This window comes from Paenibacillus sp. 23TSA30-6 (assembly GCF_014858585.1).
In the GTDB taxonomy this organism is placed as follows: domain Bacteria; phylum Bacillota; class Bacilli; order Paenibacillales; family Paenibacillaceae; genus Paenibacillus.
Window position 1 is genome coordinate 1 of record NZ_SLTL01000024.1, and the last position, 19595, is coordinate 19595.

Below are 19595 nucleotides of genomic sequence, written 5' to 3' on the forward strand. Positions count from 1 at the left end.
TGTATTAGGCACGCCGCCAGCGTTCGTCCTGAGCCAGGATCAAACTCTCCATTAAAGACCAACCGAAGTTGGTATATAGAAAGAGCGATATGCTCATTTTGAAACTGACGAGATAAAAATATCTCTTTTACACTCCGATTTCATACAACCTTGCGGATGCACCGAAATCTTCGTGGCTGATTTTGCGAACAAAATCATTTACTCACTCGTTGTTCAGTTTTCAAAGATCAAACATTTCTTTTTCGTTGACTCAGCTTGTCGCCTTATCAACTCTTATATCTTATCATGTCCGAACCAACTTTGCAAGCATTTTTTTAAATCTTTTTTTGTAACATTCGCTCGCAATATTGTATTTCTTGGCCGGAATTAGAATATATCATAGACGAAATAAGTTTGCAAGCATTTATTTCATTAATTCTCGAAAATCTCTATTTGTTATTCGTTCTTCTTCTATATACTCCCACCCTCTTTCGCATCATGAATAACCAGAACAAAAAAAGAACCTCGCTCCCTGAAACAACAGGGAAGGAGGTTCTTTACTGCAAAAAGCTTTTTCAGGTGATATCTAGTTGTTATTCCGAGCCCATAAAGGCAAACCGGATCACTACAATAACAGCAAGCACCCACATGAGCCAGTGAACTTTAACTTTGTTGCTGGTAAAAAGGTTACTGAATACAGTCAAAACCACGTAAGACAAAATGCCGGCAGAAATACCATTAGCGATTCCGCCTGTAAAAGGCATCAGAACGATGGTCAGGAACGCCGGGAACGCCAGCAGGAAATTATCCCAATCGATGTTACGAACCTGGCTCATCATCAACACACCAACGATAATCAACGCTGGAGCAGTAGCAGCGGAAGGCACAACCAGTGCCAGGGGTGCGATAAAGAGAGCGAGCAGGAATAAAATGCCTGTCGTTACAGCAGTCAGACCCGTACGCCCGCCTTCTTCTACCCCTGCCGAGCTTTCCACGAATGCTGTAATAGTACTTGTACCCAATACTGCACCGGTACTTACACCAACAGCATCCACCAGCATAGCTTTACCGATGATTTTCTCACCTTTTTTCTTATCCTTCATTATACCTGCGCGGGTAGCCGTACCCACCAGTGTACCAAACGTATCAAACAGCTCTACAAATGTGAAAATGAAAATGATATCAAACAGACCGATATGCAAAGCAGCCTTCAAATCCAACTGGCCCACTGCCAGATTACTAAAATCAGGAATCCAGTGACCTGTTGTCAAACTGCTCAAATTCGTTACGCCCATCGGAATACCAATCAATGTAGTAGCTACGATACCAATCAGCAAAGCACCTTTGACCCGAACAACCATCAGCGCTGCGATAATGAGCAAACCGATCAGCGCCAGCAGCGCATCCTTCTGATGAACCAGACTACCCAGAATCAGATTAAAAGCATGACCCGGAACCGGCTGACCTACATCCGTCCCTGGAACGATACTTACCATAACCAGATTACACAGCTTAAAACCAACAATGGTAATAAACAAGCCGATCCCTACGGTAATAGCTGTCTTTAGATTTTCCGGAACTGCAACAAGCAACATCTGTCTCACTCGTGTCACGGTTAAAATCAGAAAGACGATACCGGATATAAATACAGCGCCAAGTGCCGCTTGCCAAGTAATCATACCGTTGGAACCCAAGACTACAGTCATAAAATAAGCATTCAAGCCCATACCCGGAGCCATGCCGATGGGCACATTAACGAACAATCCCATCAGAATAGTGATCAGTCCTGCACCTACCGCAGTGGCAAAGAAGACGGCTTCGCTGGGCATCCCTGCTCCAGTCGGCCCCAAAAAGGTATTGTTGACCACCAAAATGTAAGCCATGGTCATAAAAGTAGTAATACCCGCAATAATTTCTGTGCGGACGTTCGTTCCATGTTCCTTTAATTTAAAGAAACGCTCCATGAGTCGTAATTCCTCCTACGTAAAGCATACTCGTATTGTTATCGTTCATTTGCTGTAATATTCGCATTCATAAGCGCTATATTACATCCGTTATTTTAGGCCGTCCCCTACTGCTTGTCAACACAAAAAGCGAATGTTGTAATTTAATCACATATGTATTGTTCGGAAAATAGAAAGCCCGCCAAGCTGTTATATAGCTGACGGGTTATCAATTAGGCGAATCAGATATTTTTGTACTTATCAAAGGCATTCGCGGTGTCCGGTATATTTTCCAGATAAACGATCTTCCCTTCTTCATCCAACCGAGCTTTGTCCACTCCTGTAAGTGTATACACTTCGCCTGTTGCTCTTTTGCCGCATACCGCCCATTTGGTTTCATAGGCACCCGATTCTCCGGGAACCGGCTTCCAGCCCTCATACATATGCTTGATGTCGAGTGTTCCTTCAAAGAACATGTCCAAGAAGCTTTTCCAGCTATCCATACCTTGTTTCCGGTCACCGTTCAGCACGAACTCAATTTCGTTGGAGAAAAGGCTGATTAATTGCTCTTTGCTTTTCTCATCATCTCTTGCCAAATCATAATAGTAAAAATAATCTTCCAGGATCTTCATCGTGTTGTATAATTCCTTTCGTGTTGCGCCTCGTTATATGTGTTCTTATGAAAAGGTAATGGCAATTTTACCGACAGCATGGTGGGTTTCGCTTAGAGCATGTGCGTCATACAGACCTTTTTGCGAAAATGGAAACGTAGCTCCTACCACCGACCTTACTTTTTTCTGCTCTAACAGGTCGGCAATTTCCTGTAGCTGCTGTCCGTTGGGCTCCAGCCATATATTTTTGGCCGTTACGTCGTGCTCCTTGACTAACTCTTCATCAAAATTGCTAACGATGGATATGATCCGTCCGGTGTGTTTTTTCAGAACTTTAAAGCTGTTTTTCTGAACATCTCCACCCATCGTATCGAATACAACGTCCACATCAGACAATATATCCTCGAAATGGGTCGTACGGTAGTCAATAATTTGATCGGCTCCTAATGAAGCAAGCAGCTCATGATTGCGCTCGCTGGCTGTCGTAATGACATAGGCACCAGCTTGTTTGGCAAACTGGATAGCGAACATTCCGACACCGCCTGCGCCTGCGTGGATCAATACCTTTTCACCTTTGGCCAGTTGACCATGTGTAAAGAGTGCCTGCCAGGCTGTCAGTCCCGCTAATGGAACAGATGCGGCTTCCTCCCATGAGATCGAGACAGGTTTACGCGCCAGCAAATGGTCATCCACTAAGGTATACTCCGCATAAGTACCAAAGCGTGTCGTGTCCGGACGAGCAAATACTTCGTCTCCTACTTTCCAATTAGTTACCTGGCTGCCTACTTCCGAGATGGTCCCCGCAACATCCCAGCCCAGGATAATCGGAAACTCCCAATCCATCATTTGCTTCAAATAACCTTCACGCAGCTTCCAGTCAATCGGGTTAATGGAGGTAGCTGCTACTTTCACAACGACCTGATGGGCCTGTGGCTTAGGATTGGGTACATCTCTTTCCTTCAGTTCATCCTTGCTTCCGTAGCGTTCAATGACGATAGCTTTCATATTCAGTTCCTCCTCGCGTATTTTACATATTCTTCACATTGGTAGACATGCGCTGTAACACATTTGTCAAAGAAACAATTTCCTCATCCGCAAACTCACGTAGCAGCTTGTCCTGAAAGGCTTGTCTTTCCTCTGACAAAACTTGCAACTCTCGAACCCCTGATTCTGTTAGACAAATATAGGTCACACGCTTATCCTGTTCTTTTTTGCTGCGGATAATCAGACCTTCCTCCTCCAGCCTTTTCAGATGCCGGGTTACCGCCGCTCCGTCCAGAACCAGCAAATGCTGAAGCTCCAACTGACTCAATTCCTGCCGTTGATCAATGTGATACAAAATTTCGACCTTGGTAAAGCTCGTTTTTAACTGCGCTTCAAAAGCTGTATTCATTTCTTTACACAAAAGATGCATGCGGTAAAACAATTGGCTTTTCTCAGAGCAATGTTCGATGGTAGCTCCTCCTCGCAATTACTTGACTTATCAATTGATATGTCAATTATTATACACCTCTATTGAAAATATTCAAGCTTTGTGATGGGTGGTTTTCTGTGACAGGTGGTTTATAGTAAACACTCAGACAATAATAGAAAACACTCAAGCTAAACGACCCGCCTGAGTATTTTCACTTCGGTGTCCTGCGATAGTTCGGAGTAATATAATTGAAAAAGAGTCGTGGTGTATCTGTTCACAGCTGGCAATGATCTCTATAGGTTATAGCGTGTTCATAAATCCAATCATACGAGCTGCCAGCCGCTCATGACTACCTGATTTGGATGCAGACCGTCAGGAAACCGTTTTCCCCGGTAAAATACATCTGTTTGTGAACAGGCAGCAGCGGTTGAATTCCTGCGATATTCCACAGGTCGCAGCACGGGAAAGAATACAGCGAAGCCACATCTCTCACAGCCTGCACATACGCGCTATACAGTTGTCCCGTGACTGCATTGGGCAAATGTTCAGGAACCGCATCACTTGATCCGTGGGGCGGCGTCAAAAAGATGATCAGCTTGTCCGGGTAACGGTTAATTAATCCCTCGGCAATATGCTTGAGCGCACCATAAAATGTTCGCGTTTCCGTCGATGTTGTGCCAAAATGACCGAACGGCGTTTCTCCCATGGAAAAATCATTTCTTCCACCCATAAAAAAGATCACATCCGCGTGAGGGTTCATTTTCTCATAACGCTCACACATCGGTTCAAAACCGCCGCTGGCTACACTGCTGCCGATATGCCGTGATTCTCAAAGGTTTGGAATCCCAGTGTGTTGCTGACGAGGTGGGGGTAAGGCTTTTCTCTATCACGCAATTCATATCCAAACGTAATGCTATCGCCCAGAAATACGGCATGGCTACCTTAGTATTTGCCTTGATTGATTGTCATTCGATTTCTCTCCTATCTATTTAGATCGTATTATTGATTTCGATAAATTTATGTTCAATCGCTGTCATTTCATGATTGGGCCGGGTTATCAAATACGTATCCATGTAGCCGAAGGTTGGGGGAGCGGGCAAATAGGATGTTACTTTAAATTGCCGCGCCAGCTTTTTGGACATAAGAGTGATTCCCATTCCCATCAAGGCGAATTCCACCATCGTATCAAACACACCGACCTCCACCACCTCGCCATGAGTCAATTGCATGTCCTGATACATCTTCTCCAGATGTGTGAGATACAGGCAGCCATCCGACAGCACGATAATAGAGGCTCCTTGCAGCACCTGTTTGAGGTCTGAGCCTTCATGAATGCCTTTCCCCACCAGCACCAGCTCTTCACGGCATATTTTTTGATAATGAATGTAAGGGTTAGTAGAATACCCTGTAACAAAAGCGATATCGAGTTCACCTTCGAGGATTAATCGCTCCATTTCCGTAGTGGTTCCGGTTTTTAAGGTAACAGAAGCCTGCGGGTATAGCTCATATACCTTCGTAAGCGCCCTTGTTGTTTCCCCCGCTACGATGGACTGCATCGTGCCGATGCGCAGCTTTTCCTCCTGCGGTCTCATTTTCATCTCTGTGTCTTGCCATAGCAACAAAATTTGTTTGAACTGAGCGTACAAGGTTTCTCCTGCGGGTGTCAGCTCCATGCCACGGGGCTTTCGATAAAATAACGCTGTGCCGTAATGGGCCTCCAGCTTTTTTATTTTGGCCGTCATGTTCGATTGCAGGTGATTCAGCTTTTGGGCAGCTTCTGTCAGGCTTCTCAGCTCTGCCACCGAAACAAATGCCTGCATATTTTCAATATCCATCCCTTCACCTACCATCAAATAAAATGATACCTGCATCACAAACAAACATTATTATTTATGAGTTAAGTGTATTATATTGACCTTGGACGCTATTTTCCACCCTCATTTTAAAAATTCAGGAGGTATGCAACATGGTCAAAAAGAAGATTCGTGCAGGTATCGTAGGAGGTTCGATGAATAATAAATGGGCCAGTCAAACGCATATTCCTGCTTTGCTCAAGCACTCGAACCTGGATATCACTGCCGTCGGCACCTCCCGTATGGAGAGCGCGCGACAAAGCGCAGAAGAAGTAGGGGCTGCACTGGCTTTTGATGATGCCAAAAAGCTCGCAGCTTCCGAGGATGTGGACATGGTTGTGGTGAGCGTAAAAGTTCCCCATCATTACGAGGCGGTGATGGCGGCAATTCAAGAGAGAAAGCATATTTTTTGTGAATGGCCCTTGGGGGCAAACACTGCGGAAGCCGCTGAAATGGCTACGGCAGCAGAACAGGCGGGCATTCATCATACCGTCGGCTTGCAGGCACGGCAGGATCTTGAAGTGCAAACGATGAAAAAGTTGGTGGAAGACGGGACGATTGGTGAAATTGTGTCCTGTCATATGCAAGTAGCTACTCGCGGCAAAGGAGGACGAACAGATCAGGATACGGCTTATTTGCTGAATAGAGCCAATGGCGCCAATCTGCTGACGATTAACGGGGGACATTCTCTGGACGCGCTGCAATACATCGTTGGTGAATTCCGTGAGCTATCGGCCATCACATCATCTCACTATAACGAAGCCACTATTCAGGAAACGGGTGAAGTCATTCCCAAGGATACTGCGGATCAGATTCTGATTCAGGGGTCATTGGAGAAGGGAGCAACGGTATCCGTCCACATTCAGGGTGGAGTGAATCCAAAATTCGAGCTGGAGATTCAGGGGAAAAAGGGCATTTTGCGTTTGACACAGAATCCTTCGCTTGGGCATGTTCAATTTGGCAATCTGACGCTCCAAAAACTTGTGTATGATCCAAGCAGTAAGCAGGGTTATGCGCCTAATGACGCTTTTGAACAAATAAGTATAACTGCCGAGCCTGATGGTGGACCGGATTTCCCAAAAGAAGGGGTAACCCTGAATGTAGCCAAGGCTCATGATGTATTTGCCGGGGATATTTTGACGGACACTCATCTCGCTCCTGATTTTACCCATGCCGTGAAGCTACATCAACTACTGGACCGCATTGAGGAATCGGCTGCAACTGGGAAAAAGATCGTATGGTAAAAAGCACATAATTAGAACAACATAACCTTAAGAAAAAACCTTCAAAACCACGATAAATGTGGAGTTGAAGGTTTTGTTATCTTGTTACCGATGTCATTCAAGCAAGCATCAATGTGCTTGTTCGCCTTCCCTAACCCTGTATACACAGTTTCTTCCCCCCGCCAAAATATACTCTACCCGTTCGATATGAACATTATCTCCAAGAATGGTTTCAAATAAATGTAACTCATTCTTACATAACCCGGTACAGGCAGCAGCAGCTTCACAGATCGGACAATGCTTCTCGATAAACAAGAGACTCCCATCGCCTTGATCCTTGACCTCGGCCATATAGCCTTCGTTTGTTCGAATATCGGCTAGTTTCTCCAGTTTCTCTCTTACGCCCGATGCGTCACCAAGATGCTGAAGATATTGCTCTTGCATATTCTTATTCCGGACAGACAGCAGCTTTTCTAGCCCCTCGTTTCCGAAAGCCTCTCTCATCGAATTGATCAGACTGACTGATAACTCAGAATATCCGTTTGGAAAAAACCGATCAGCCCCAGGCGTTAATCTCCATAGCTTTGTGGGTCGACCCATGGGACGGGCCTCTTCTTCGTAAGTAACCAACCCTTCTTCTTTCAGAGCATTTAAATGTTGACGAATAGCCATACCAGATAGCAAAAATTTGGAGGATAGTGTCGCAACATCCATTCCACCTTGCTGCTTTAGCAGATCAATGATCCCTCTTCGGGTACCAGTTGATAAATCCTTATTCGTTTGATTGCGGCTCATGGTGAACCTCCTTTTGAAAGCGACTGGATCTACATCACTCTCTACATTTTAAATAAAAATGTTGACAAAGTCAAAGTCAAACTGTAGTTTAAACTTTATAAACAAAAATGTTTACTAAGTATCCGGATATGAAGTATACATAAAAAATTTCTTGGAGGTCACATTTCATGTCTTCTAATCCTCAAAGTATTTTCAGCCCGCGTTATTTTGCACTGTCCATAGGAATTATCCTGTCGGTGATGGCAGTTGGATTCGAGGGCTTATCGGTAACTACAATTGCCCCTTCCATTGCTGGCGACTTGAACGGCCTTGACCTATTTGGCTGGATATTCAGCACATATCTGCTTGCGCAGATTATCGGGACCCTGGTCGTCGGTCGAATCATTGATAGAAGAGGACCTGCAGCACCGTTCACTTTCGCACTTCTTTTGTTTATCGTCGGGCTGATCGCTGCCGCAACAGCAGGCGATATGTATACCATGATAGGGTCACGGGCCATGCAGGGTTTAGGTGCCGGCGCTATGATGACTTGCGTGTACACTGCAATATCCTTAAGTTATCCCGATGAATTACGTGCCAAAATACTCGGAGCATTCGGTACTGCCTACGTTCTTCCGTCCATGCTTGGTCCATACGTTGCCGGTCTTATCGCAGATCAGTGGTCCTGGCGGTTTGTTTTCTGGGGAATATTACCGATCCTGATTGTTTCAGCATTGCTAAGTTTACCTGCTTTTAGGAAATTAAAGACAGAGAGAACACAAGGGGACAACGGAGCTACAGCTACATGGTTGGCGTTACTATTAACGATAGGTACGGGGACTTTCTTAGTTGGTCTTAGCATGCTGCCGATAATTACAGGGTTTGTTTTAGTCATTATCGGCTTAGTGCTAATGGTATATCCGCTGCGCAAACTGCTACCCAAGGGAACTCTTGCTTTCCGAAAAGGCATGCCAGCTATTCTAGCAACACGTGGGCTGTTCTTCGCTGCCTATACCAGCACACAGAATTTCTTGGTATTGGCTTTAATAGATGTGAAAGGTATTACTCCTTCTCAGGCCGGATTAATTGTAGCGAGTGCTGCACTGAGTTGGTGCGTCATTGCTTATCTGCAAGGACGTTGGGATTCGGCAGACCAAGGTCGTGGACGTCATACAAGAATTATCCTGGGTGTGCTACTGCTTGCATTTGGGATTGCCTTCGTATTTTGGGTACCAGTTGTAACTGTTGCCGTTGCGGTTATTGGACAAATCATAGCTGGAATTGGAATCGGATTGGCGCATCCTATTAGCGGCGTTGTGGCATTTTCCCAAACAGGGGAAGAAGGTGTTGGAAAAACTTCGGCAAATTTGCAATTTGCGGATTCTTTTACACCGGGCGTGGTTATCGGAATAGGCGGTTCCATCCTTGTTGTTTGTCAATCTGCAGGGATGTCACTGCAATCAGGATTAATTGTAACGATGGGTTTTCATCTTTTGTTAATCGTAATGAGTTTATTCGCTAGCACTCGGATTACACCAGCAAACTGAACTAATAAACAGATGAGGATTCACAATGTTTACCACTTTAAAAGCGAGTATTGACGGAAGTCTCATTTTACCAGAAGAGTAAGGGTACCATGAAATTTAGTTTCCTTTTCGGACGAGCGCGTTCGTTCCAAGCTCTTTAAGCTTTTCCTTGCCCATGCCTTCCTAGAACACCAAAAAAACCGTTCCTTGTCCTCTAAGACATGGAACGGCTACGTAATTAGAACAAAAGGAATCAGTCTCCTGTCTATCTAAGCTGATCATGAGAAAGAGGGTATATCAATAATATGTTGACTACAGATACTGAGAAACTTTTTACAGCTTATCGTATAATCGGGACTAAATGGATTATTCATATACTATTTGCCCTTTCTCAAGGTCCAAAGCAATTTAGCGAAATTTCCGAAAATGTTCCTTCCATTTCGGAATGCATCCTCTCTAAGCGTTTAAAAGAGCTTCAAAACGATAATTTGGTTAAAAGAACTGTAAGTTTGACACGCCCCATACAAACCATTTATGAATTAACACCAAAAGGATCTGCTCTTGCTACATTCATACCCTGTTTAATAGACTGGGTTAACAATGCAGCTAAAAAAAATGACGTTCCAAGGAGGAATTACTACGATGATACAGGTCAGTGAAGCAGCATTCGAAAAAATCGTCGAAATCTTATCAAGTGCTAATGCCCGAAATTCTTTCCTTAGAGTAGGCGTTGATGAGGGGGGATGCAGTGGTTTATCCTATTCTCTTATCGTGGATGAGCAGAAAACAGAAGGTGATATCTTATTAAATAAAGGTGAATTTAGTATCTTGGTTCACACTAATAGTATTAAATATATTGAAGGTCTTCAAATTGACTATGAAGAAAGCGGTATGTTAGGCGGTTTCACCTTGAATAACCCTAATGCAAGAGCTTCATGTGGATGTGGAGCTAGTTTCAGAATGGCAAATTATCGTGGCGAAGTTAAAAAATGTGATTGAAAAAAATTGGAAAGGGGAATAGATTATTTATGTCATTTGTAGTATCTGAAAAAGCTATCCATTCTTTTAAAAATGACTGGGATTTAGAAGAGGGCCAATATATAAGAATTTATGCGAAATATGCAGGTGGAGGCTCAGAAGCATTCTCTATTGGTATAAATTCAAGCGCTACACCAATTGATCCAGCTTTAGTTAAATCTATTGGTGGATTTTATTTCTTTATTGAAAAAACTGATGTTTGGATTTTGAAGGACGAATTTCTTAAAATTGATAGTAATGAAGAAGGTATATTTTTAAATAAAATCTCATGTTGAGACTATATAGGACGAACTTTTCTAGCTTTTCTATTTTCCAGACCCAATAAAACTACTTTCAGAAGAAGCTTCTCTTTTAAACCTTACATGTGAGTAACTTAGGGAGAGAATTTCATGAACATTTTTGAGAATCAAATACCTTTGGAAAAGTTAAAATTAAATGAGCCATTAAAAAACTACACTTATGTAAGGATAGGTGGTAAAGCAGACATGCTTATCCATCCAACAGTGAAAGAAGAAATTATAAAAATCTTGGAAATTGCCAAAATACATCAAATACCTCTGACTGTCATTGGAAAAGGATCAAATATAATTATTAAAGATAGTGGAATAAGAGGAGTAACTCTTTCTCTGAGCCATTTCCATCAAATTAAAGTCAGCGAGCACAAGATTATTGCGCAAAGCGGTGCAAATATTATAGATGTCTCAAGGATCGCTTTGGATAACACCTTAACTGGTCTAGAGTTTGCATGTGGAATACCAGGTAGTACAGGAGGCGCCTTATATATGAATGCGGGTGCTTATGGCGGTTAGATTGCCGATGTTGTCCAAAGTGCGAGTGTTATTACTAAAGATGGAGAAATTATGAATATAACCCGAGAAGAAATGAAACTTGGTTATAGAAATAGTATCTTCAAAACGGATAAATATATAATACTTGAGGTCGAGTTTAAACTCAAAAAAGGGAACAAGGATGTAATTTCCAGTAAGATGAAGAAATTAACTTTGAAAAGAGAAGCTAAACAACCTCTCCAGTATCCCTCTTGCGGAAGTGTATTTAAACGTCCAGAGGGACATTATGTAGGAAAACTCATTCAAGAATGTAACTTACAAGGAACTCTCATTGGGGGAGCTGAAATCTCTACTAAGCATGCGGGTTTTATCATTAATGCAAATAATGCTACCGCCCAGGATTATTTAGAATTAATAAAATTAATAAAAAATAGAGTACACGATAAATTTAATATTTATTTGGAGACGGAAATAATTATTTCGGGAGAATAATTTCTGTTTATTAGGCATTTTAAATTAGTAGTTCACTTTATTATGCTTAAAAAGCATCAAATATTGAAGAGTAGACAAAGGTAACTGACTAAGTACACTGCATAGCTGATTATATGAATATCTAATAAAACTCCTGAATATATTTTTTGATATGAAGTGGTGTCACATCCTCAGTTTCAGACACCCTTCCCGACCTAGAATTCTTGAGTAAGCCTGAAATCCTCGATTATCTCATTGATTTTGATCATAAAAGATACTCCCTTCTATTTGCTAAATAACGCAGATAAAAGAGAGTGATTTTTTTGCACTCTATTGTTGCAGGTGTACGTAGAACATCAATGCTGTCAACGCCATAAACCCTTATGTATCAAGGATTTACGAGCGATTAACACCATCCATCAACCCAGCCTATTCCCACTCAATCGTTGCTGGTGGTTTGGAGGTGATATCGTACACGATGCGGTTGACGTTGTCGACCTCATTGACGATACGTACCGAAATTTTCTCCAGCACATCCCAAGGGATACGCGCCCAATCGGCGGTCATACCGTCGATAGAGGTTACTGCACGAATACCCACAGTGTAAGAATACGTACGGGCATCGCCCATAACGCCAACACTCTTCATATTTGGCAAAGCGGTGAAGTATTGCCAGATTTCCCGGTCCAGACCGGCTTTGGCAATCTCCTCGCGCAAAATATAATCTGATTCACGAACAATCGTAAGCTTGTCCTCTGTGACTTCACCCAGCACGCGAATGGCAAGACCCGGACCCGGGAATGGCTGACGCCATACAATCTCAGGTGGCAGTCCGCATTCTTCCCCAACTTTACGCACTTCATCTTTGAACAGTGCATTCAGCGGCTCGATCAGCTTGAACTTCATGTCTTCCGGCAAGCCACCTACGTTATGGTGCGATTTGATCGTCTGTGCCGTGGCTGTTCCGCTCTCTACGATATCCGTATACAACGTGCCTTGTGCCAGGAATGTAAAGTCGTCGAATTGCTTGGATTCTTCCTCGAACACATAGATGAACTCGTTACCGATGATTTTACGTTTTTGTTCCGGATCATCGACTCCTGCCAGCTTGGACAGGAAACGCTCACGCGCGTCAATTTTGACAACCTTCATATCAAATTTGCCAACGAATGTTTCCATTACGCTTTCAGCTTCACCCTTGCGCAGCAGTCCATGGTCAATAAACATACATGTCAATTGATCGCCAATCGCTTTATGAATGAGCATCGCTACGACGGAAGAATCCACGCCGCCACTTAAAGCACACAATACTTTTTTGTCGCCTACCTGCTGGCGGATTTCACGGATCTGATCTTCAATGAACGACTCCATCGTCCAGTTGCCTTCACAACCGCACACTTCATACAGGAAGTTACTAATCATCTCATTACCTTGAATGGAATGACGTACTTCTGGATGGAACTGTACCGCATACAGATTCCGTTCCGGATGACTCATGGCAGCAATCGGCGCACTCTCCGTTCCTGCATCCAGTTTAAAGCCAGATGGCAAATCTGTAACATGATCCCCATGGCTCATCCATACGGTTTGACGGGATTCCAGACCTTTAGCCAGTAGGGTATCCTCATTGAATTGTACATCTGCTTTACCGTACTCACGCTTGCCTGCACGTTCTACCTTACCGTCCAGTTGGTGAGCCATCAGCTGCATACCATAGCAAATACCAAAAATAGGAATTCCAAGATCATAAATAGCCCGGTCCACCTGAGGAGCATTATCTGTATATACGCTGGAAGGTCCACCTGAGAAAACAATCCCTTTCGGTGCCAGCTCTCTCAGCTTCTCCGCAGGCGTATTGTATGGAAGGAGCTCGCTATATACACCGAGATCCCGTATTCTTCTTGCGATTAACTGGTTGTATTGTCCTCCAAAGTCGAGAACTACAACGATTTCATTAGGCTTATTCATTACCGTGCCTCCCTCAATTGTTCGTTTCATTATACGCAACGATAAAACAAGACGTCAAGAAATCACCCGGAGTTGAGCGGACATGAAAAGATTGTTAGAATGAATTAATTCTAAATTATGAATCTGTTCGTAGGAGTGTAAACGATGGATGTGCTGAAATGGATCACGCAATTGTTCGAAGAATACGGATACGGCGTCCTTTTTTTCGGCTTGCTGCTGGAATTTATTGCTTTACCTTTTCCCGGGGAAACCACGATGGCTTATGCGGGATATCTCTCCTATTCGGGTACACTGGATTTTGGAAAGCTGGTGCTGCTGGCCTTTTTAGGCACAACCATCGGAATGACCATTACCTACTTTATCGGAAAATGGGCCGGACTCCCCTTTATCCAGAAATACGGTAAATGGGTTTTGTTATCGCCGGACAAGCTCCAAAAAACGCAAAAATGGTTTCAACGTTACGGGTACTGGCTTATTTTTCTCGGATATTTCATTCCCGGCGTCCGGCATTTTACCGGCTATTTTGCGGGTATTATTGCCCTTCCCCTGCGTAAATTTGCCATGTATGCGTACAGCGGCGCTCTGTTCTGGGTCATCCTGTTTCTAGGTATCGGTAAGGTGTTTGGTCCGCAATGGGATGCCATGTTCCATTTGGCGGAGCTGTATGCGCTTCGAATCGTCGCCATCATTGGCATTATCCTTCTGCTATATATCGTTTATCGCTGGAGAGCCTTCCTGTTTAGTTCTTTCCGCAAGTCCGACAAATCGGTGAAAAACAGTAGCAAAAAAGATCCGGAATAATTAGACTCCCGCTGCCTTACGGCTGCGAGCCCTTGTATAGTAAATTGATATCATGATAGATATCAAGACAAATCCAGCGCCGCCAATCAAACCTAACATACGCGGCTCCATGATTTCCACCGCCACCCCGGCTCCAAACATGGATAAGCCGATAATCCCTTGACTCCACGCTGTCAGCATGCCCAATAATGGCCCCTGTACATGCAGCGGAGTCTCTCGCATGAATAGTGTATCCAAACAGATTGCTCCGACCCCGCCAGCCAACGAAATGAAAAAGTAAATGCCGACCGCCGCCCATGCATGTTCAATTCCACTTAACCCCATGAGCAGAATTCCCTCCAATAGCAGACATACCAGTCCTCCGCTCAATAAAGAACGGCTGGATAGACGCCCCAGTGCATAACTGGCAACCAGACCCGCACCCAAAGCGGCGTAAAATAGTCCAATCCCGGCATCCCCCAGCTTAAACTCCTGCACGGCATATACACTGATCAGCACATTATCAATCCCATTGAGGAATGGAACCAGTAGCTCGAATGCAATTACGACTTGGAGCGGAAGCGACATACGGATGCATTGCAGTATTTGTGACCTACCGAGGATTCGATCATCAAAAGACGTCTGACTTCCACGTGATTCAGTATAAGCATCCTCCCTATTTACTTCCTCCTTAGTGATAGGCGGGAATGCGATATTGCAGACGATCAAACCTGCAACGAAAAAGCTGGCGGAATTGAGCATAAATGCGGCCTGTGGTCCAAAAAGCGCGGATACGATGCCTCCAGCAGCGGCGCCAATCACCAATACCAGTCCGCTCATCACCTGCTCCAGACTGTTCACCCGCAACAAATCTGACGGTCGGACCAGCAGCGGGATGGACGACTTACGGGCTGGAGCGTACAGCGCTTCCCCACAGGCTAACAGGGTACTGACTCCATAAACGATCCACATATCCTCATTGCTGTGAACACTTAAAAAGGCAAGGGCTGCTCCACCTCTCAGCAGATCCGTGGTCATCATAAGTGTGCGTCTGGATATGCTGCTGATAAGCACACCTGACACGGGCGACAGAATTAAAAAAGGAATCACCCGTAGTCCAAGCATAATCCCCACGCTGAGTCCCGAGCCGGTAAGTCGATACATCAAGGCTAACAAAGCGATCTGGCAGAAGCGGTCTCCAATTCCGTTAATAATGCCGGCCGCGAATAACTTTCTGTATTGCTTGTTTACCATGTGCTTCAGCTCCAAGTCGATATGATCAACTAATTATATATTAATCTAATTAGCTATATAACTAATTTATAGGGATGACTATACAAACGTCAAGCATAAAATATTCAGAGCATACTAAACCAACTAACTCCAATATCGGAGGATTTTACGTATGCAAAATGAGAATAAAAGCTGTCCACTCACTCACGTATCCTCTTGCTTGCGGGATAATGTGAATCATATCCAAAGCTCGATTGGAAACAGCGGGGATTTGATTGTCAAAGAGCTACTGTGGATGCAGAAATGGCCAGCAGCCGTGTTTTATATTGACGGTCTGATCAACACTCAATTGCTGCATGATTCCGTACTGCGCTCATTTATGCGGATGGATACCGCTGAGAGCTTAACGAGATCGGAATTACCGTAGGACTGGGTGTAGATAAGGACGGCGACCAAATCCGTGTGTCGGCACAGGTGGTCGTACCTTGGGGAGGTGGCCTCCAAATCAAGGTCAAGTAAAGGGTCTCCTGCGGGGATACTCATCTACGGCTTGAGCAGCATAGTTGCACCTAATGTCATCTACTATTTTGATACCCTTGTTCCCTTCTGGGTAGATTGGGATTTGACCAACTCGGTCATCATTCCTTTGAGCTTGTGGGGCATGGGTTATACAACATCCTGAAGTAAGAATAAGCCGGAGATTACATATCAAAAACACCCTCTGAGACTGAAGAATAGCAGTGTCCCAAAGGGTGTATGGATGTTTTATTTTGTTAGTTCTCTAATATACTCAAGCGCATTATCAATATGGCCTTTGACTCTCAAACCACGCCATTCATGAATCAGAATACCATTCTCGTCAATGAGAAAGGTAGAGCGTACGATCCCCATGTATTGCTTGCCGTACATCTGCTTTTTCTGCCATACGCCGTAAGCTTCCGCCACTTCATGCTCCTCATCCGCCAAAAGCTGAAAAGGCAGCCCATATTTTGCAATAAACTTGTCGTGCCGCTTGAGTGGATCTGGGCTTACTCCCAGAATGACGGTGTTCAAACCCTCGAACTCCCCGTGTTTATCCCGAAAATCACAAGCCTGTGTCGAGCAACTGGACGTCAAATCCTTCGGATAGAAATACAGTAAAACCCTGCTGCCTCTAAAATCAGACAGCTTGACGTTTTTCCCTTCACTTCCCAGCAATTCAAAGTCCGGCGCGGGTTGTCCAATAGCGGTAGATGTCGTGGACATCTCATCATCTCCTATCTTGTGGGGTTCTGATGTGATCCGACCTAAGAACCTGCACCTCTGTAACGCCGAATACCAAAATTCCATGCCAGTAAGCCCAAGGTTAGAAATACAGCTCCCATGACCGGAGTCAAAAGCGCCATATGCCGCATATCCTCCCGATGAAGAAACAGGGATGCCGGATATACGCCAACAAAAGCAAACGGCAGAATCCAGGTCAGCACAACTTGAATCGCACGGTTATAAATCGTCACCGGATAACGTCCATAGCTCTGCATATTGTACATGAGCGGAATAATTCCTGTCGGGGCATCTGAAAAGAACGAAATTGAAGTCAATATGGTGTAGATCCCCGTATAAATCGCCACGGCACTCAGGGTCATGACAATTAGCGCCGGGATGAACCACCACGCCATTTGCAAATCCATCTGCGCTCCGCTGATCCCCATAATAATCAGACCAATCACCGATCCGACCAACGCGGGCGGATCTACATTCTCAAGGAAAATCTGGAACAGATTATGCGCAGGACGGGTCATGACCCGATCCAGCTCTCCTTTTACAATATAGCGCTCGCTAAAGTTCCACAGATTGACGAAACAGCTGAATAGTCCGTAAGGAACCATGAAAAAGCCATAGACAAATACGACTTCATTTTCGCTCCAGCCGCCCAAACTGTCCGTGTGCATAAAAATGACCAAAATAAAAATGAGATTGGTGGCCTGAAATAGCAGGTCCGAAACGACCTCTACCCAAAAATCAGCACGGTAGGTGAGCCGCGATTTCATATAATTCTTCAAATATTCGCTAATGAGTCCCAAATAGTACATCATCGGCCTACCCTCCCTGCACGAACAGACGTCTGCGCGCCAGTCGCCAAATGATGATCATCGGCACGAGCAGAACGACCAGCCAAATGATTTGGATACCCAGCACATTCCAAATACCAACGCCTTTTACTCGTCCGGTAAATACGGAGCCGGGCAAATACGTAATCGCCTGAAATGGCAGCCACTGGGCGAAGGTCGCCAGCCAGCCCGGAAACAGGCTGATGGGCAGAATCAAGCCAGAGAACAGGTCTACCACCACCCGCTTCATGCGCATCATACCCTCGTTATTTTCAACAAAAAAGGCCGTCAGCCCTGTAATAATATTGATTTGGGTATTGATCAGAAAGCTGAAAAACAGCATCACGAGGAAACTGATCCATGCTACAGGGTCCTTCGGCAATGTCACTGGAAACAGCAGCATCGCAATCGCCATGCCCGGGATCATAAACAGCAGAAAACGGAACATCCCCTCGCCAAGCCCCTGCATGACTTTGACCAGCACATAGTTATACGGCCGGATCATCTGGATGGCAATGCTGCCATCACGAATCTCTGTCGAAATTTCACGATCCAGATTGTTGAAATAAAAGGCCCTCGCCATCCACGATACCGCTACATAGGTCGTCATTTGGGCTGCGGAAAAGCCACCGATGCTGCCCGCATCTCCATAGATCGCTTTATACGTGAAATAATATACACCAATATTCATGGAATAAATTAATATGCCCGTATAATAGTTCACACGATAAGCGAGCATGGTGAGAAACCGGATACGAATAAAATCGGTATATACGCTAAGCATGGACTTTGGCCTCCACTGCCGGAAGCACGGGATTGCCCTTGCGTTCCGCCGAGCCGGATTGGTAGATGCTACGCACGATATCATCGGTGTTCGTTTCAATGATTTTGATATCCGTAATGTCCGTACGCCCGACTACGCTGGCCAAGACATCTGATACGTTGATATGAAGCGGAATCCACACCTTGGCAGCCAAATCATTATCCGCCGTCCAAGTCAGCGGCATGTCCGCTGTCCACGCTTGTAATTGCTCAAGCTGGGTGGCAACGCCGAACTGAAACTGTACTTCCCTTCCTGTACCCCAACGTGCTTTCAGATCCTCCAGACCACCATCATAGATGATGTTCCCATCATCCAGCATAATGACGCGCGAGCACAGCGCTTCAATATCCTGCAAATCATGGGTTGTCAGCAAAATCGTCGTACCGTAATCCCGGTTCATGTCCTTCAGGAACTCGCGGATTTCAGACTTCACCATAATATCGAGTCCAATGGTCGGCTCGTCCAGAAAAACGATGGACGGATTGTGCAGCAACGCAGCCACCAATTCACAGCGCATCCGCTGCCCAAGACTAAGCTTGCGCACCGGACGGCTTAGCAAGTCCTGTAATTGGAGCCGCTCTACCAGCTCATCCAGCCTGCGTTTGAAGTCTGTAGCCGGAACCTGATATACTTTGCGCAGCAGTTGAAAGGACTCAATCACGCCGATGTCCCACCATAGCTGGCTGCGCTGTCCAAAAACAACGCCGATATTACTTACGAATTTCTCGCGTTCCTCGTAAGGAACATAGCCGCCCACTTTGAGATGTCCCGAGGTCGGCACGAGAATGCCAGTCAGCATCTTGATCGTAGTAGACTTTCCAGCTCCGTTTTCACCAATATAGCCACATATTTCTCCCTGAGGAATACCAAAGGAAATATCTTTGACCGCGGCCACCTCGTTGTATTCGCGGGCGAATAAATCAAGGAAGGCTCCTTTCAGGCCTTCACGGTTTTTTTGCACTTTAAATGTTTTGCGCAGATCCTGCACATCAATTGCCAGCATGTCATACCTCACATTCAGGATTTTGAAAAATCCATAGTTAAATTGATTGTGCTCCAAAAAGAAATTATAATGTAAAGA

Annotated in this window: 21 protein-coding genes and 1 pseudogene; 9 read left to right on the forward strand and 13 right to left on the reverse strand. The window is 44.7% G+C overall.

All coding sequences use genetic code 11. The features are described from left to right. Window positions 1-572 precede the first annotated feature (572 nt). The 6 genes from E0698_RS19435 to E0698_RS19460 all read right to left on the reverse strand — a co-directional run bounded on the left by E0698_RS19435 (window position 573) and on the right by E0698_RS19460 (window position 5782). On the reverse strand, window positions 573-1943 hold the full coding sequence (locus tag E0698_RS19435; protein WP_149095755.1) for an NCS2 family permease: 1371 nt from the start codon (window positions 1941-1943) through the stop codon (window positions 573-575). Between the two features lie 221 nt (window positions 1944-2164). Next, a complete protein-coding gene (locus E0698_RS19440) occupies window positions 2165-2554 on the reverse strand; it encodes a hypothetical protein (RefSeq protein ID WP_192512636.1) in 390 nt (129 codons plus the stop codon). 45 nt (window positions 2555-2599) lie between these two features. Beyond that, on the reverse strand, window positions 2600-3538 hold the full coding sequence (locus E0698_RS19445) for an NADP-dependent oxidoreductase (RefSeq protein WP_192512637.1): 939 nt from the start codon (window positions 3536-3538) through the stop codon (window positions 2600-2602). A gap of 22 nt (window positions 3539-3560) precedes the next feature. Further along, window positions 3561-3926, reverse strand: coding sequence for a MarR family winged helix-turn-helix transcriptional regulator (locus tag E0698_RS19450; RefSeq protein WP_223264251.1), 366 nt, complete (start codon window positions 3924-3926; stop codon window positions 3561-3563). Between the two features lie 370 nt (window positions 3927-4296). Further along, window positions 4297-4707, reverse strand: coding sequence for a hypothetical protein (locus E0698_RS27060; protein ID WP_238354074.1), 411 nt, complete (start codon window positions 4705-4707; stop codon window positions 4297-4299). Between the two features lie 229 nt (window positions 4708-4936). After that, window positions 4937-5782 carry a LysR family transcriptional regulator gene (locus E0698_RS19460; protein ID WP_192512638.1) on the reverse strand — a complete coding sequence of 282 codons (846 nt, stop codon included), beginning with the start codon at window positions 5780-5782 and terminating at the stop codon, window positions 4937-4939. Between the two features lie 131 nt (window positions 5783-5913). On the opposite strand from E0698_RS19460, the gene E0698_RS19465 reads away from it, so the two are divergent. Then, window positions 5914-7044 carry a Gfo/Idh/MocA family protein gene (locus E0698_RS19465; protein ID WP_192512639.1) on the forward strand — a complete coding sequence of 377 codons (1131 nt, stop codon included), beginning with the start codon at window positions 5914-5916 and terminating at the stop codon, window positions 7042-7044. Between the two features lie 108 nt (window positions 7045-7152). On the opposite strand, the gene E0698_RS19470 is transcribed toward E0698_RS19465, so the two are convergent. Continuing rightward, complete coding sequence (locus tag E0698_RS19470) at window positions 7153-7818, reverse strand: helix-turn-helix transcriptional regulator (RefSeq protein WP_149095750.1); 666 nt, start codon at window positions 7816-7818, stop codon at window positions 7153-7155. 167 nt (window positions 7819-7985) lie between these two features. Between E0698_RS19470 and E0698_RS19475 the strand changes: the two genes are divergently transcribed. The 5 genes and pseudogenes from E0698_RS19475 to murB all read left to right on the forward strand — a co-directional run bounded on the left by E0698_RS19475 (window position 7986) and on the right by murB (window position 11641). Continuing rightward, on the forward strand, window positions 7986-9344 hold the full coding sequence (locus tag E0698_RS19475) for an MFS transporter (protein WP_149095749.1): 1359 nt from the start codon (window positions 7986-7988) through the stop codon (window positions 9342-9344). Window positions 9345-9628: 284 nt separating this feature from the next. Beyond that, window positions 9629-9982, forward strand: coding sequence for a winged helix-turn-helix transcriptional regulator (locus tag E0698_RS19480; protein WP_052646755.1), 354 nt, complete (start codon window positions 9629-9631; stop codon window positions 9980-9982). Further along, window positions 9966-10322, forward strand: a complete 357-nt coding sequence (locus tag E0698_RS19485; protein ID WP_044646080.1) for a HesB/IscA family protein — start codon at window positions 9966-9968, stop codon at window positions 10320-10322. Before E0698_RS19480 ends, E0698_RS19485 begins: the two co-directional genes overlap by 17 nt. Window positions 10323-10351: 29 nt before the next feature. Beyond that, window positions 10352-10636, forward strand: a complete 285-nt coding sequence (locus E0698_RS19490; RefSeq protein WP_192512640.1) for a HesB/YadR/YfhF family protein — start codon at window positions 10352-10354, stop codon at window positions 10634-10636. A gap of 114 nt (window positions 10637-10750) precedes the next feature. Further along, window positions 10751-11641, forward strand: a pseudogene (gene murB, locus E0698_RS19495) (UDP-N-acetylmuramate dehydrogenase). A 408-nt stretch (window positions 11642-12049) separates the two neighbouring features. On the opposite strand, the gene guaA reads toward murB, so the two are convergent. Next, window positions 12050-13588, reverse strand: coding sequence for a glutamine-hydrolyzing GMP synthase (gene guaA / locus E0698_RS19500; RefSeq protein WP_134911199.1), 1539 nt, complete (start codon window positions 13586-13588; stop codon window positions 12050-12052). A 144-nt stretch (window positions 13589-13732) separates the two neighbouring features. On the opposite strand from guaA, the gene E0698_RS19505 reads away from it, so the two are divergent. Further along, a complete protein-coding gene (locus tag E0698_RS19505) occupies window positions 13733-14389 on the forward strand; it encodes a DedA family protein (protein ID WP_192512641.1) in 657 nt (218 codons plus the stop codon). On the opposite strand, the gene E0698_RS19510 is transcribed toward E0698_RS19505, so the two are convergent. Beyond that, window positions 14390-15622 (reverse strand): MFS transporter, encoded by a 1233-nt coding sequence (locus tag E0698_RS19510; RefSeq protein ID WP_192512642.1) that lies wholly within the window; start codon window positions 15620-15622, stop codon window positions 14390-14392. 151 nt (window positions 15623-15773) lie between these two features. Between E0698_RS19510 and E0698_RS27520 the strand changes: the two genes are divergently transcribed. Together E0698_RS27520 and E0698_RS27360 are read left to right on the forward strand one after the other, a co-directional pair. Further along, on the forward strand, window positions 15774-16028 hold the full coding sequence (locus tag E0698_RS27520; RefSeq protein ID WP_337916355.1) for a hypothetical protein: 255 nt from the start codon (window positions 15774-15776) through the stop codon (window positions 16026-16028). Window positions 16029-16151: 123 nt separating this feature from the next. Beyond that, entirely contained in the window at window positions 16152-16283 is a 132-nt protein-coding gene (locus E0698_RS27360; RefSeq protein WP_273043004.1) for a hypothetical protein, read from the forward strand. Window positions 16284-16366: 83 nt separating this feature from the next. Here E0698_RS27360 and bcp read toward each other — a convergent pair whose 3' ends face one another. The 4 genes from bcp to E0698_RS19535 are packed head-to-tail and all read right to left on the reverse strand — an operon-like array spanning window position 16367 to window position 19517. Beyond that, window positions 16367-16846: a thioredoxin-dependent thiol peroxidase gene (gene bcp / locus E0698_RS19520; RefSeq protein ID WP_192512643.1), complete on the reverse strand. Its 480-nt coding sequence runs from the start codon at window positions 16844-16846 to the stop codon at window positions 16367-16369. Window positions 16847-16887: 41 nt separating this feature from the next. Further along, window positions 16888-17676: an ABC transporter permease gene (locus tag E0698_RS19525; protein ID WP_134911203.1), complete on the reverse strand. Its 789-nt coding sequence runs from the start codon at window positions 17674-17676 to the stop codon at window positions 16888-16890. A gap of 4 nt (window positions 17677-17680) precedes the next feature. Then, window positions 17681-18475, reverse strand: a complete 795-nt coding sequence (locus tag E0698_RS19530; protein WP_134911204.1) for an ABC transporter permease — start codon at window positions 18473-18475, stop codon at window positions 17681-17683. Further along, the gene (locus tag E0698_RS19535; RefSeq protein WP_192512644.1) at window positions 18468-19517 is read right to left on the reverse strand and encodes an ABC transporter ATP-binding protein; all 1050 of its coding nucleotides are present in this window, start codon (window positions 19515-19517) and stop codon (window positions 18468-18470) included. The genes E0698_RS19530 and E0698_RS19535 overlap by 8 nt, the downstream gene beginning before the upstream one ends. Between the last annotated feature and the right edge of the window lie 78 nt (window positions 19518-19595).